Source organism: Halorhodospira sp. 9621, assembly GCF_022228055.1.
Lineage (GTDB): Bacteria > Pseudomonadota > Gammaproteobacteria > Nitrococcales > Halorhodospiraceae > Halorhodospira > Halorhodospira halophila_A.
Window position 1 is genome coordinate 11,641 of sequence record NZ_JAJNRD010000012.1, and the last position, 14,358, is coordinate 25,998.

The 14,358-nt window shown below is 67.2% G+C and carries 11 protein-coding genes; 9 read left to right on the plus strand and 2 right to left on the minus strand.

Going from position 1 to position 14,358, the window contains the following annotated elements:
- The first annotated feature begins 97 nt into the window (after positions 1 to 97).
- Together LRF89_RS07370 and LRF89_RS07375 are read left to right on the plus strand one after the other, a co-directional pair.
- The gene (locus tag LRF89_RS07370) at positions 98 to 1,462 is read left to right on the plus strand and encodes a TrpB-like pyridoxal phosphate-dependent enzyme (RefSeq protein ID WP_238636846.1); all 1,365 of its coding nucleotides are present in this window, start codon (positions 98 to 100) and stop codon (positions 1,460 to 1,462) included.
- A gap of 41 nt (positions 1,463 to 1,503) precedes the next feature.
- The gene (locus LRF89_RS07375) at positions 1,504 to 1,956 is read left to right on the plus strand and encodes a hypothetical protein (protein ID WP_201171072.1); all 453 of its coding nucleotides are present in this window, start codon (positions 1,504 to 1,506) and stop codon (positions 1,954 to 1,956) included.
- Here LRF89_RS07375 and LRF89_RS07380 read toward each other — a convergent pair.
- On the minus strand, positions 1,939 to 3,201 hold the full coding sequence (locus tag LRF89_RS07380) for a coenzyme F420 hydrogenase/dehydrogenase beta subunit N-terminal domain-containing protein (RefSeq protein WP_201171069.1): 1,263 nt from the start codon (positions 3,199 to 3,201) through the stop codon (positions 1,939 to 1,941). The genes LRF89_RS07375 and LRF89_RS07380 overlap by 18 nt on opposite strands.
- Positions 3,202 to 3,286: 85 nt before the next feature.
- Positions 3,287 to 3,898, minus strand: coding sequence for a helix-turn-helix domain-containing protein (locus LRF89_RS07385; RefSeq protein ID WP_238632491.1), 612 nt, complete (start codon positions 3,896 to 3,898; stop codon positions 3,287 to 3,289).
- A 300-nt stretch (positions 3,899 to 4,198) separates the two neighbouring features.
- Between LRF89_RS07385 and bchF the strand changes: the two genes are divergently transcribed.
- From bchF to LRF89_RS07420, 7 genes are read left to right on the plus strand one after another with little or no spacing between them, the layout of a single operon-like run.
- The gene (gene bchF / locus LRF89_RS07390) at positions 4,199 to 4,711 is read left to right on the plus strand and encodes a 2-vinyl bacteriochlorophyllide hydratase (protein ID WP_201171060.1); all 513 of its coding nucleotides are present in this window, start codon (positions 4,199 to 4,201) and stop codon (positions 4,709 to 4,711) included.
- On the plus strand, positions 4,708 to 5,982 hold the full coding sequence (locus LRF89_RS07395) for a ferredoxin:protochlorophyllide reductase (ATP-dependent) subunit N (protein WP_238636847.1): 1,275 nt from the start codon (positions 4,708 to 4,710) through the stop codon (positions 5,980 to 5,982). Before bchF ends, LRF89_RS07395 begins: the two co-directional genes overlap by 4 nt.
- Before the next feature lie 3 nt (positions 5,983 to 5,985).
- Complete coding sequence (bchB, locus tag LRF89_RS07400; RefSeq protein WP_201171054.1) at positions 5,986 to 7,566, plus strand: ferredoxin:protochlorophyllide reductase (ATP-dependent) subunit B; 1,581 nt, start codon at positions 5,986 to 5,988, stop codon at positions 7,564 to 7,566.
- Entirely contained in the window at positions 7,541 to 11,293 is a 3,753-nt protein-coding gene (locus LRF89_RS07405) for a magnesium chelatase subunit H (protein ID WP_238636848.1), read from the plus strand. Before bchB ends, LRF89_RS07405 begins: the two co-directional genes overlap by 26 nt.
- Positions 11,290 to 12,195, plus strand: a complete 906-nt coding sequence (gene bchL / locus LRF89_RS07410) for a ferredoxin:protochlorophyllide reductase (ATP-dependent) iron-sulfur ATP-binding protein (RefSeq protein WP_201171042.1) — start codon at positions 11,290 to 11,292, stop codon at positions 12,193 to 12,195. Before LRF89_RS07405 ends, bchL begins: the two co-directional genes overlap by 4 nt.
- Positions 12,195 to 12,899, plus strand: a complete 705-nt coding sequence (gene bchM / locus LRF89_RS07415) for a magnesium protoporphyrin IX methyltransferase (RefSeq protein WP_238632487.1) — start codon at positions 12,195 to 12,197, stop codon at positions 12,897 to 12,899. Before bchL ends, bchM begins: the two co-directional genes overlap by 1 nt.
- Positions 12,896 to 14,323: a BCD family MFS transporter gene (locus tag LRF89_RS07420; RefSeq protein ID WP_201242187.1), complete on the plus strand. Its 1,428-nt coding sequence runs from the start codon at positions 12,896 to 12,898 to the stop codon at positions 14,321 to 14,323. Before bchM ends, LRF89_RS07420 begins: the two co-directional genes overlap by 4 nt.
- The last annotated feature ends 35 nt before the right edge of the window (positions 14,324 to 14,358 follow it).

A 14,358-nucleotide genomic window follows, 5' to 3' on the forward strand; every position in this document is an offset into this window, starting at 1 on the left:
TCCGGCGGCGGCGTGTCGCGCCCTGTCAGCTTTCCCTGACGCGCGGGCGCGGCTACCATAGCCGGCGTTCTGATCAGGGCCAGCGCGAGAGCCAACCATGAGTGAGACCGTCAAGTATGTGCTCGATGAGGCGCGGATACCGCGCGCCTGGTACAACATCAGTGCCGACCTACCTGCCCCGCTGGCACCGGTGCTCCATCCGGCGACGCGGGAGCCCGTCTCTGAGGGGGATCTGGCGCCGCTGTTCCCCCGTGGCGTGATCGAGCAGGAACTGAGCACCGAGCGGGAGATCGAGATCCCCGAGCCGGTCCGTGACGCGTACCGGCAGTGGCGGCCGGCGCCGCTTTACCGGGCGCGCCGCCTGGAAAGGGCCCTCGATACGCCGGCACGGATCTATTACAAGTACGAGGGCGTCAGTCCCGCCGGGAGCCACAAACCAAACACGGCTCTCCCGCAGGCCTTCTACAACCACGCCGAGGGTGTGCGCCGCATTACCACCGAGACCGGGGCTGGTCAGTGGGGTTCTTCACTGGCCCTCGCTGGTGCCATGTTCGGCCTCGATATCGAGGTCTTTATGGTCGGGGTGAGTTACAGGCAGAAGCCGTACCGGCGCGCTTTCATGGAGAGCTTCGGGGCGCGGTGCATCGCTAGCCCGAGCCAAGAGACGGCCTTCGGGCGCTCGGTGCTGGCGGACAACCCGGACAGCACCGGGAGCCTGGGCATCGCCATCGGTGAGGCGGTCGAGCTGGCCGCGCAGCGCGACGACACGAAGTACGCGCTGGGCAGCGTGCTCAACCACGTGCTGCTGCACCAGACCGTTACGGGGCTCGAGGCCATGGAGCAGCTGGCCATGGCCGATGATTACCCCGACACCGTCATTGCCTGCACCGGGGGAGGCAGCAACTTCGCGGGCATCGTCTTCCCCTTCCTGGGGGCGGCCATGCGCGGCGGGCCGAGCATCGAGGCCATTGCCGTCGAGCCGTTGGCCTGTCCGACCCTGACGCGGGGCCGGTTTGCCTACGATTACGGCGATTCGGCGCAGTTGACGCCGCTGACCAAGATGCACACCCTTGGCTCCGGTTTCATGCCGCCGGGGTTCCACGCCGGGGGGCTGCGCTACCACGGTATGGCCCCGCAGATCAGCCACCTGATGGACCTCGGCTACCTCGACGCGCGGGCCTACGATCAGCTCGACTGCTTCGCCGCCGGGCTGCAGTTTGCCCGGGCCGAAGGAATCATCCCCGCGCCGGAGGCCAACCACGCGGTCAAGGCCGTGATCGATGAGGCACAGGGGTGCCGCGAGCGTGGCGAGTCGAAGGCGATCCTGTTCAATCTCTGCGGCCACGGCAATTTCGACATGCAGGCCTACACGGATTACCTGGCGGGCAACCTCAGCGACCTCGGCGGGAGCCAGGTCGAGACGGCCATGGCGCTGTCCGGACTGCCGTCGGTGGAGGGCTGACGGCGGCCTGCCCATCCCACTTTCAGAGTAAGGAGCGCAGCATGACCAACGAGATCCTCGAGGAGCGGAAACGGTTACTCCAGGAACTCACCAAGTCGACCTGGCTCTCCGCCGGGATCAGCTTCTCGCTGGCGGCGATCGGTGGCGTGATCGCCTACCTCATCGGTATCCAGCGGGATCTGCTCCCCGGTGCGGAGCAGACGCTGGCGGTCATGATCATCGCCATCGCACTGCCGGCCGCGATCTTCGTGCTTGTCGGTCTGCGTAAGATGTTCTGGATCCGGGCCATCAGCGCTGAAACGGAGCGGCTGCAGTCCCGGCAGTTCCTCACCCGCTACGTCGAGGCGCTCGGGCCGATGGGGCTGCGCAGCCTGTCCGTCATTGCCAAGGCGCAGGTGGATCGGGCCCTTGAGCGCGAGAAGAACGGCGAGAAGGCCACTGCCCGGGAGTACGCCGAGGCGCTGCGCTATGTGCTACTAATCGATCCGGTCTGAATCCGCCCCGCTCCGGGCCTCGGTGTGCCGGGGCCCGGGGTGCTGCTGCGGGGTGGTGATACGATAGCCTTCGACCAGCCGGTTGACGTGTGCGGGCACCATGGTCCGGGCGCGCCGGGGCGCCTTATGTCGGAGGTGGATGAGGGTCTCGGCGGCCTTCATCTCCAGCCGCGCCCGCGCCAGCTCCAGCCCGCGTGGGCCGACATACGGCATGAGCCGGCCGACGATCGGCCGCAGCCAGTTCGGCATGCCTCGCGCCGGCATGCCCCCCGCTGCGCGCTCAGTATTGTCGATGAAACCCTGCACCGGGCCAGCGCGCTTGCCCCCGGAGCTTGGCTGGCGCAGGCGCACTTCGTCGCCCAGCAGCTCCAGCATGGCCTCGCCGCGTTCATTGCGCACGATGATCCACTGCTCGCCCCGCCCGGCCATGTAGCCGACGGTGATGTCCGCCAGGGCGTTGGTGTAGTCGACGCAGGTGCGGCAGGTTAGCGGCCAGAAGTCGGCCGGCAGCCTGGAGATCGGCAGCTGCAGGAAGGGGATCTCGCGTTTGCTGCCGTCGCGGAAGCGCAGTTCGACGTAGTAGTCGGCCCGGAACTCCAGGTAGGTCACGTCCTCTGGTGCAGGGGTCAAGAGTTCGAGGAAGCGGTGGAAGTGCTCTGTCGACGTGTTGTCCGAGCACGGCGTGCCGATGATCTCCAGGCGTTCCAGGCCGAGTTCGCGCTCGAGGGCTCTCAGCGGGTAGGTCTGGCAGGGCAGTGCGATCACCCCTAGCCGTCGGTAGCCCTGCGCCAGCGCAGGCTCAAGCAGGGCGAGCAGGGGGGCATAGCCCATGCGCATGCCGCGGCACTGAGTCAGCTGCGCCGGATCGGTGACCAGAACGGGGCGGGGTCGCCAGGGGTCGTCGGCGTTGCCCGTGACGGTCAGGACCGCGTCCACGCGCCCGCTCTCCAGCAGCCGTTCCGCCAGTCGGGTGGTGACGCCGGTCCACTGAGCGCCGGCCCGCGGGCGTCGCAGGGCGGCCTGGTGCATGCTCCGGAAGGGGCCGAAGTGCAGCTCGTCCGGGCGCTCAGGATCCCGGCTGCGGCCGTGCGTCCGGCGCTCCAGTCCAGGGTAGTCCGGACGGATGAACTGACAGGCTCGGCCGCAGCGCTTGGGCTCGGAGCTGCGCGAGAGTCCGCAGTCGGTGCAGAGATCCCGCGGGGCCGCAGCGGCCAGGGGGGGGGTCTGCGCAGTGGCTGGATCCATGACAGGGCCCTCGCTCAGTCGCCCAACGATAAGGAGCTCAAGCTAGAGGGGTGTGCGGGGTGGGTCAAGGGAGGTGCGGCACCGGTCAGTCGGCGTCGTTGTGGGAGGTCATCAGGCCGTGGCGTCGCAGCTTGGAGTAGAGGCTCTGGCGGCTGAGTCCGAGTAGTTCCGCTGCCGAGGCCCGGTTGTCGTGGGTGATGTTCAAGGCCGTCTCGATGCACATGCGCTCGATCAGGTCGGTCGCTTCGCGGACCAGATCGCGCAGGGGCACCTGGCCGACCAGGGCCGTAGTCTGCTCGATGGAGCGCAGGCGGTTGTGTTCACGCGGCTGCTGGCGCAGTGCGGCGCAGGGGCGCAGGTCCCGGCCCACCGCGGCGATTCGTCCGTCGCCGAGCGGGATCAATCGGTAGCGCACCGGGATCGGGTTTCCGCGCTCGTCGATGTGCTGCAGGGTTGCGCTCTGCTGGTCGACGAGCAAACGGTCGACGGTCTGCTGCTCCGTCGCACCGACCACCTCGCGCCATTGCCGGCCCCGCCAGCCAGCGGCGGCGCGGACACCCGGGTCATCGCTGCCCACCGCCACGTCGTGGATGGTTCCTTCAGCATCCACGATCAGGGCGATATCCGCGGCGGCCTTGAGCAGCCGGGCGACCGTCTCCGCGGGCAGATCGCCCAGCGTCTGTTGCGGCGCGTTCATCGATTTCAACTTCGGCCGTCCTCTGGGGCTTTGATCGGGTTTTTCGGGGGATTCGGGGCGTTGAATTCGGACCGATTTCATCGAGAATACTTGCGCACTCAATATTGACGCCATCCGGCGCGGATAGTTCAAGGGCGTAACGCGGGAATGCGACGATCTGTCGTCCTGCGCGACCGAATGCTAAGGCCCTGTATTGAAAGGTTGTGTCAATCGTGAGGCACGTCCAGCCAGCTTGACACACCCCGGGGGGCGCTTTAGATTCGCCGAGAAGTCACTCCCGTAAAGTGGGGATGCAGCGCAATGCAGCATCAGGGTTCCATGAAATCACCTCCCGCCGGTCTATACACCGACGAAGAGCGCCGCCGTCGAGACGAGTCGCCCTGGACCCTCGTCCAGGGGATTCTGGCTCCCACGCAGTTCATCGTGTTTCTGGCCAGCCTGGGGCTGGTTCTGTGGTATCTCGCCACCGGCGAACTGCTCGAGTGGGCAGCCTGGTCGATCATCATCAAGACCCTGATCCTCTACACGATCATGGTCACCGGGGCGATCTGGGAGAAGGAGGTCTTCGGGCACTACCTTTTCGCTCCCGCGTTCTTCTGGGAGGACGTGGTCAGCATGGGGGTGATCGTCCTGCACACCGCCTACCTCGTGGTCTGGTTCGGTGACTTCCTGACCCCGGTCCAGCAAATGTGGATCGCGCTGGCCGCCTACGCGGCCTACGTCGTCAACGCCATGCAGTTTCTCCTCAAGCTCCGCGCCGCGCGCCTGCAGGAAGAGCAGATGCGCGCCGCCGGGCAGGGAGGGGCGGAATGACGCAAGCGGATCGCTGCAATGCCGGCGGGGTCTGCGGGGGGCTGGCCCAGGAAGAGGGGCAGCGCCAGGTCTTTTGTGGCCTGACGAGCATCGTATGGCTGCACCGGAAGATGCGCGACGCCTTCTTCCTGGTGGTCGGGTCGCGGACCTGCGCCCACCTGCTGCAGTCGGCGGCAGGCGTGATGATCTTCGCCGAGCCCCGCTTCGCAACCGCGGTGCTCGGCGAGCGCGATCTCGCCGGGATGGCCGACTGCAACGAGGAACTAGATCGGGTCGTCCACGAGCTCCTCGCCCGCCGTCCGGAGATCCGCACGCTGTTTCTGGTCGGCTCTTGCCCCTCGGAAGTCATCAAGCTCGACCTGGACAAGGCCGCGGAGCGGCTGACGGCGGCCCACGAGGGGCGGGTCCGCGTGCTCCCGTATTCGGGCAGCGGGCTCGAGACAACGTTCACCCAGGGCGAGGATCAGTTCCTGGGCACGCTGGCGCATGAGCTTCCGCCGAGTCAGGAGGACACGCCCTCGCTTATCGTTCTCGGCACCCTCGCGGACGTGGTCGAGGACCAGTTCCGGCGCCTGTTCGATCAGCTGGGAATCGGTCCCGTTCATTTCCTGCCGCCGCGCATCGGGGCCGAGCTGCCGCCGGTCGGCCCCGGGACCCGCGTCCTGCAGGCTCAGCCGTTCACTGGCGAGGCGACTCGTGCGCTCATTCGCCGCGGCGCAGAGCGGATCGATGCCCCGTACCCTCTGGGGATTGAAGGAACGCGCAGCTGGCTCCAGGCGGCCGCCCGATCCTTCGGGGTCTCCGATGAGCGGCTTGAGACGGTCATCGAAGCGCCCATCGCGCGGGCACAGGCAGCGCTGGAGCGGCAGCGGGAAGTGCTGCGCGACAAGCGCATCACCTTCCTGCCGGACTCGCAGCTGGAACTGCCGCTGGCGCGATTCCTCAGCGTGGAGTGCGGCATGCAGCCAGTTGAGGTAGCCACGCCGTACTTCGACCGCGAGTTCCACGGCCGGGAGCGGGATGCTCTCGCAGAGGGGGTTCGCTTGGTCGAGGGGCAGGATGTCGACGCCCAGCTGGACCGGTTGCGCGAGGACCGTCCCGATCTGACGGTCTGCGGGTTGGGGCTGGCGAACCCGCTGGAGGCGGAAGGCCTGCGCACGAAATGGTCCATCGAGCTGGTCTTCTCGCCCATCCAGGGCTTCGAGCAGGCTGGCGATCTCGCCGAGCTCTTCGCCCGCCCGCTGGTCCGCCACGAGACGCTGAAGGTGTAGAGGATGCAGCTGACGCTCTGGAGTTATGAAGGCCCTCCCCACGTCGGCGCGATGCGGATCGCGGCGTCGATGAAGGGGGTCCACTGCGTCCTCCACGCTCCTCAGGGTGACACCTACGCCGATCTGCTATTCACCATGATCGAGCGCCGCCCCGGGCGTCCGCCGGTGAGCTATACCACCTTCAATGCGCGGCACCTGGGCCGGGATACCGCCGAGTTGGTGCGCGAGACGGTGACCGCTGCCTACCGGCGCTATCGGCCGGAAGCGCTGTTGGTCGGCGATTCCTGCACGGCGGAGCTGCTGCAGGATCAGCCCGGGGATCTGGCACGCGGCATGGACCTGCCGGTCCCGGTGATCGGGCTGGAGCTGTCGGCATACTCACGCAAGGAGGGGTACGGCGCCAGCGAGGCCTTCTACCAGCTGGTTCGCGGACTGCTCGAGGGCGACAGTGGAGGCGCCGCTGCACAACCGGATACGGCGCGTGCCCCGCGCGCCAATCTGCTCGGTCCCACGTCGCTTGGTTTCCGCTGCCGGGATGACGTGCAGGAGGTTGCCCGGCTGCTCGAATCGGTCGGTGTCGAGGTCAACGTGGTTGCTCCGCTCGGGGCTAGCCCAGATGACCTGCGCCGCATCCCCGAGGCCGATTTCAACGTCTGCCTCTATCCCGAGGTGGCGCGCACGACCTGCGACTGGCTGCAGCGCCGTTTCGGGCAGCCGACCGTCACTACGGTGCCCCTTGGCCTGGGCGCTACCCGCGATTTTCTGGCCGAGGTCGGGCGGGTGACCGGCCTGGACGTCAGCGAGGTGCTGGCCGAAACCGATGCGCGCATGGCCTGGTACAGCCGCTCGGTCGATTCCAACTACCTGACCGGAAAGCGGGTGTTTATCTTTGGTGACGGTACGCACGCCGTCGCCGCGGCGCGTATCGCCAGCGAGGAGCTCGGCTTTCAGGTCGTCGGACTGGGGACCTACGCCCGCGAAGAGGCGCGGGAGGTGCGTCGGGCCGCCAAGGCCTACGGGGTCGAGCCGCTGATCACCGACGACTACTTGGAGGTGGAGCGTGCCGCGGCCGAGGCCAGCCCGGAGCTGGTGCTCGGCACGCAGATGGAGCGGCACATCGCCAAGCGCCTGGGACTGCCGTGCGCGGTGATCTCGGCACCGGTGCACGTACAGGATTTCCCGGCGCGCTATGCGCCGAACATGGGCCTGGAAGGGGCCAACGTCATCTTTGACACCTGGGTCCACCCGCTGATGATGGGCCTGGAAGAGCATCTGCTCGGGATGTTCAAGGAAGACTTCGAGTTCACGGCTGACGCACCGTCCCACTTGGAAGCCGGCGCAGCGCCGGCTTCGGGCGGGGCGGCTCGGGAAGAGGGACAGACCGAGACGACGGCTGCCGTCGCCGAGTCGGAGCAAGGCGCTGAGATACGCTGGACGCCGGAGGCCGAAGCCGAACTCAAAAAGATCCCGTTCTTCGTGCGGGGCAAGGCCCGGCGCAACACCGAGCGCTTCGCCGCCGACCGAGGCATTGCGACAATAACAGTGGAGACAATTTACGATGCCAAAGCCCACTTCAGTCGCTGACCCGACGCCGGTGCGCGTCGCCATCATCACGCTGGACAGCCACATGGCGGGCGCCGTGGAGCGCGCGCGACCGGCCCTGCAACGCGATATCCCGGGTCTCGAGCTCAGCTACCACGCCGCCTCGGACTGGAACAACAACCCCGCGGCGCTGGAGCGCGCGCGGGAGCGGATCGCCTCGGCGGACATCATCGTCGTCACCATGCTGTTCATGGAGGAGCACATCGAGCCCGTGCGCGAGGACCTCGAGGCGCGCCGGGACGACTGCGACGCGCTGGTTGGCATCATGTCCGCCGGCGAGGTGATGAAGCTCACGCGGATGGGCAAGTTCACCATGGACGGCAGCTCCCGTGGGCCCATGTCCCTGCTCAAGAAGTTGCGCGGGAAGAAGGGCAAGGCAGAGCAGCAGGATGACGACGACGACAGCAGCTCGGGGGAGAAGCAGGCTGCGATGCTGCGCCGCATCCCTCGGATCCTGCGCTTCATCCCGGGCACGGCGCAGGATGTCCGGGCCTACTTCCTGACCTGGCAGTATTTTCTGGCCAGTTCCGACGAGAACGTCGAGAACATGGTCCGTTTCCTCGTCAATCGGTACGCGGCGGGCCCGCGCAGCGGCCTGCGCGGAAAGCTGGAGGTGCAGGACCCCATCGAGTATCCCGATGTCGGCGTCTACCACCCGCGCATGGAGCGGCGCATTGGCGACAGCCCGGCCCATCTTCCGGAGCCGGAGGGTGGCGCCTCGCGCGGGACGGTCGGACTGCTGCTGATGCGCTCGTACGTACTGGCCGGTGATTCGGCGCATTACGACGGCGTCATCGAGGCCCTGGAGAGCCGCGGTTATCGGGTCATCCCGGCCTTCGCGAGCGGCCTCGACAACCGTCCGGCTGTCGAGCGGTTCTTCATGGCGGACGGCCGCGCCTGTGTCGATGCGGTGATCTCGCTGACGAGTTTCTCGTTGGTGGGGGGGCCGGCCTACAACAACTCCGGCGCCGCCGAGCGGCTGCTGCGCAAGCTCGACGTGCCGTATCTCAACGCCCAGGCGCTGGAGTTCCAGTCCCTGGAGCAATGGGAAGGTTCCGATCGCGGCCTTACCCCGGTAGAGACCACCATGATGGTGGCCATCCCCGAGCTTGATGGTGCCACTGGACCGGTGGTCTTCGGTGGCCGTGCGGCGATCCCTGGGGCCGACGGTGTCTGCCGCATGGAGGCCCACCCCGAGCGGGCCGCGATGCTGGCCTCCCGGGTCGATCGGCTGATCCGCCTGCGGCGTAGCCCACGCAGCGACCGCAAGCTGAGCATCGTCATCTTCAGCTTCCCGCCGGAGGCCGGCGCCTTGGGCTCGGCGGCATACCTGTCGGTATTCGCATCCCTCTACAACACCCTGGTGGAACTCGATGATGCCGGCTATCGGGTCGATCTGCCCGAGTCCGTGGACGATCTGCGCGATCGCATCATCAAGGGCAACGCCGGCAGCTATGGGGCCCACGCCAACGTCCACCACCGGGTGACGGTGGACGACTATGTTGCCCGCGAGCCCTATCTCAAGGAGATCGAGGAGCAGTGGGGACCAGCTCCGGGCAAGGCGCAGAGTGACGGACAATCCATCCACGTCCTCGGCGCGCAGTTCGGCAACGTCTTCGTGGGCGTGCAGCCGGGCTTTGGTTACGAGGGCGACCCGATGCGGCTGCTCTTCGAGAAGGGGCTGACACCGACCCACGCCATGTCGGCGTTCTACCGGTACATCCGAGAGGATTTTGGGGCGGATGCGGTGCTGCACTTCGGCACCCACGGTGCCCTGGAGTTCATGCCGGGCAAGCAGTGCGGCATGAGCGCGGGTTGCTGGCCCGATCGGCTGATCGGCGATCTGCCCAACTACTACCTCTACGCGGCGAACAACCCCTCCGAGGGGTCCATCGCCAAGCGGCGCTCTGCCGCCACGCTGATCAGCTATCTGACCCCGCCGGTTGGCAAGGCGGGCCTGTACAAGGGGCTGCTCGAGCTCAAGGCTTCCGTGGAGCGCTACCGCTCTGCGCCGCCGGACAACGTGGAAGAGCGCACCGAGCTGGCCCGCCTGATCCAGGCCCAGGCCGCCGAGGTGGATCTGGCCGAACTTGAGCCCGAGTGGGCCGAGGAGGAAGCGGAGCGGCGCATTGCGCAGCTCAGCGAGGACATCCTCGAGATGGAGTACACCCTCATCCCCGAGGGGCTCCATGTGGTGGGTCAGCCCCCGTCCCGCGAGGGCCGGGTCGACCAGCTGGTGACCATGGCGGAGACCACCCACGGTGTGACCGTGGAGCGGGCCTGTGTCGAGGCACTGGTTGACGGCTGTTCGCCACGGGAGGCGCTGGCCCGGGCCGAGAACGATGACCCGGAGGTCACCGAAGAGGTTCTGGAAGGACTGGCCGACACGGCACGGAAGTTGGGGGATAACCAGGAGCTGCAGGGCATCGTCCACGCCCTGGATGCCCGGTTCGTGCCGCCGGTCTCGGGTGGTGACCTGCTGCGTAGCCCGCAGATCCTGCCTACCGGGCGGAACATGCACGGCTTCGACCCCTACCGCCTGCCCAGCGCCTTCGCCGTCCAGGACGGCGCACGGCAGGCCGAGCGGCTGCTCGAGAAGCACCGCGAGGAGGGCCAGGAGCTGCCCGATTCCATCGCTATGGTCCTCTGGGGGACGGACAACCTGAAGAGCGAGGGAGCCCCCATCGGTCAGGCCCTCCACCTGATCGGTGCCCGGCCGCGTTTCGACAGTTACGGTAAGCTCGCCGGGGCGCAGCTCATCCCGCTCGAGGAGCTAGGTCGCAAGCGCATCGACGTGGTGATTACCCTCTCTGGGATCTTCCGCGACCTGCTGCCCCTGCAGACCCGGGTGTTGGCCGAGGCAGCGTACCTGGCTGCGTCCGCCGAGGACGAGCCGCCGGAGATGAACCCGATCCGCCGCAACGCCCTGGCGTATCAGGAGCGGCACGGGTGCGATTTCGAAACCGCCGCGCTGCGGGTGTTCTCCAACGCGGACGGGGCCTACGGCTCCAATGTCGGCTCGATGATCGACCAGGGCGCCTGGGAAAACGAGGACGAACTGGCGGATACCTATACCCGGCGCAAGTGCTACGCGTACGGGCGCAGCGGTGAACCGAAGCGCCAGGAGGAGCTGCTCGGCAGCATGCTCTCCGGGGTTGAGCTGACCTACCAGAACCTGGAGTCGGTGGAACTCGGCGTGACCACGGTCGATCACTACTTCGACACCCTCGGGGGCATCAGTCGCGCGGTCGCGCGCTCCCGCGGAGGTGAGCACGTGCCGGTCTACATCGGCGACCAGACCCGGGGGGAGGGCAAGGTGCGGACCCTCTCCGACCAGGTGGCGCTGGAGACCCGCACCCGGATGCTCAACCCGAAGTGGTACGAGGGGCTGCTGGAGCACGGCTATGAGGGGGTGCACCAGATCGAGGTCCACCTGACCAACACCATGGGCTGGTCGGCGACCACCGGCCAGGTACAGCCCTGGGTGTATCAGCAGTTTACCCAGACCTTCATGCTCGACGACGAGATGCGCGAGCGCATGGCGCAGCTCAACCCGGCGGCGTCGGCCAAGCTGGCGAACCGGCTGCTGGAAGCCCACGAGCGCAACTACTGGAACCCCGATGAGGAGACGCTCGAGGCCCTGCGCCGGGCCGGGGACGAGCTCGAGGACTACTACGAGGGCGTCAACGAGGAGGAGCAGGCCGCATGAGCAATGGCTCGGTGCCGGTGTCCGGGATCGGAGGCCGAGGCGATGGCGAGGGGAGCTCGCAGGTCCACATGGAATCCACCGGCGGCATGGACCGGGCCAAGGTCTTCGCTGTCTATGGCAAGGGCGGGATCGGCAAGAGTACGACCTCTTCCAACCTTGCCGTCGCCTTCAGCCAGCTGGGCAAGCGCGTGCTGCAGATTGGCTGCGACCCCAAGCACGACTCGACCTTCACGCTCACCAAGCGTCTGGTGCCAACGGTGATCGACAGCCTCGAAGAGGTGGACTTCCACATGGAGGAGCTCCGCCCCGAGGACTATGTCTACGAAGGCTACAACGGCGTGCTCTGTGTGGAGGCCGGTGGCCCGCCGGCCGGAACCGGGTGCGGCGGTTACGTCGTGGGGCAGACGGTCAAGCTGCTCAAGCAGCACCACCTGCTGGAAGAGACCGATGTGGTCATCTTCGACGTGCTCGGCGACGTGGTCTGTGGCGGGTTCGCGGCGCCTTTACAGCACGCGGACCAGGCGCTGATTGTCACCGCCAACGACTTCGACTCGATCTTCGCCATGAACCGGATCGCCGGTGCCATCCAGGCCAAGGCAAAGAATTACAAGGTGCGCCTCGGCGGGGTGATCGCCAATCGCAGCGAGCGGACCGATCAGATTGACCGGATCAACGAGCGCATCGGGCTGCGTACCCTGGCGCACGTGCCGAACTACGACGTGGTGCGGCGCAGCCGTCTTCACAAGGCCACGCTGTTCGAACTCGACGAGCAGTCCGATGAACTCGACCGCGTGCGCGACGAATACCTCAGCCTGGCGGCTGCGCTGTGGAATGGCGTCGATCCGTTGAACCCCGCGCCGTTGAAGGATCGCGAGGTCTTCGATCTGCTGGGGTTCGACTGATGCCTACGGAGTCGTATCAACAACGGCGCAGCCGGGTCACCACCTACTTCGACCGAACGGCCACCAAGGCCTGGGAGCGGCTGACCTCGGATGCCCCGGTCAGCGGTGTCCGGGCCACGGTGCGCGCCGGTCGGGCCGAGATGCGGCAGACGCTGCTCGACTGGCTTCCGGCCGATCTCACCGGTGAACGCATCCTGGATGCCGGGTGCGGCCCCGGTGAACTGAGTGTCGAGGCCGCGCGCCGGGGCGCCCATGTGGTTGGTGTCGACGTCTCGCAAAACCTGATCGATATCGCCCATCAACGGATGCCGGATGACGTGGGTGCCGGACGGTTGGCGTACCACGTCGGCGACATGCTCGATCCGGACTGGGGAGAGTTTGATCGGGTCGTGTCGATGGATGTGCTCATCCACTACCCCTGCGCGGACGCCGTGGCGGCGCTGGCGGGCCTGGCCAGGCGTACACGACAGCAGATGGTGTTCACCTTCGCGCCGCGCACGCCGCTTCTGGCGACCATGCACGCCGTCGGCAAGCTCTTCCCGCGGGGCGATCGCTCTCCGGCGATTGAGCCGGTTGCCGAGCGCCGGCTGCGCCAGGCCATTGGCAACGAGCCGACCCTGGGTAGCGGCTGGCAAGTCGGTCGGACACGCAAGATCGCACGGGGGTTCTACATTTCTCAGGCGTTGGAGCTGCAGCGACCATGACGGATACCGCGTCTCTTCTCAAGGCGCGCCTGCGCCGCCTGGCCGTCCCCTTCGCCGATGTCGGGACCCGGGAACTGCCCATGACGCAGATCCTGCGTCTGTCCCTATTCCAGGTCACTGTGGGCATGCTCTACGTCATGTTCACGGGGACGCTCAATCGCGTGATGATCTACGAGCTGGGCATTGCAGCCTCCCTGCTCGGCGCGGTCATCGCCCTGCCGATCCTGTTCGCACCGCTGCGCCTGCTGATCGGGCACCGCTCGGACCACCGGCGGTCGGCGCTGGGGTGGCGGCGGGTGCCGTACCTCTGGATCGGCACGCTGCTGATGTTTGGCGGCCTGGCGGTGATGCCGTTCGGGCTTCTGGTCCAGGCCGAGTACGGCGCCGATGCGCCCTTCCTGGCATCCCTGGGTGCGGCGCTGGCGTTCTTCCTGGCCGGCCTCGGTGTCCACGTCACCCAGACGACCGGCCTGGCCCTGACCAACGACCTTGCGCCGGAGGGAAAACTGCCGCAGGTGGTCGGCGTGATGTACGTCATGCTGCTGCTCGGCATGGTCATCTCCACCGGTGTGTTCTATCTGCTGCTCTCTGACTTTAGCCACGAGCGCCTGGTGCAGGTGCTTCAGGGGGCCGCTCTGGTGGTCTGGGCGCTCAATGTGTTCGCGCTCTGGCGCCAGGAGCCACGGGATCCCGAGCGCAGCCGCGTCGATCGACCGCGTCCACCGTTAAGCGAGTCGTGGCAAAGTTTCGTAGAGAGGGGGCCGGTGGTTCGCCTCCTGGTGGTCATCGGTATCGGTGCCGCCGGTTTCGGGATGCAGGACATCATCATCGAGCCCTACGGGGCCTCAGTCCTGGGCCTGGAGGTCGCCGGTACCACGCTGCTGACCGGCTTGTGGGCGATTGGCATGCTCATCGGCTTCTGGTTCGCCAAGATGGCCCTTGAGCGCGGGATCAACGCCTACGGTGTGGCGACCATCGGTGCCCTGGTTGGCGTGCTGGCGTTTTCGCTGGTGATCGTCTCGGCACCCCTCGACTCGCCGACGGTCTTCAGGATCGGGCAGGTCGTGATCGGGGTCGGAGGGGCCCTGTTCTACGTCGGGACGCTCGCCGCAACGATGTCGATGGCGACGCGCGAGCAGAGCGGGATCGCCATCGGTGCATGGGGTGCAGTGCAGGCAACCGTGCTCGGTGCCGCACTGGCTGCTGGTGCCGGGATCTCGGATCTGGTCCCGGCGTTGGCGGAAGCCGGCCGGATGCCGGAGTTGTATCTGCACCCGGCGGCAGGGTACAGCGTGGTCTACTCGGTGGAGATCGTGCTGCTGCTCGCCATGGTCGTCGCGGCGTGGCCGCTGGCGCGGTTTGCAAGAGAGGGGGGGAGGAGCGTATCGCCGTCGACAGCAACGTCCAACGAGTCGGGTTACTAGCGACTGCGGTCGCACACGGGCCCTTGGCGCGCCCA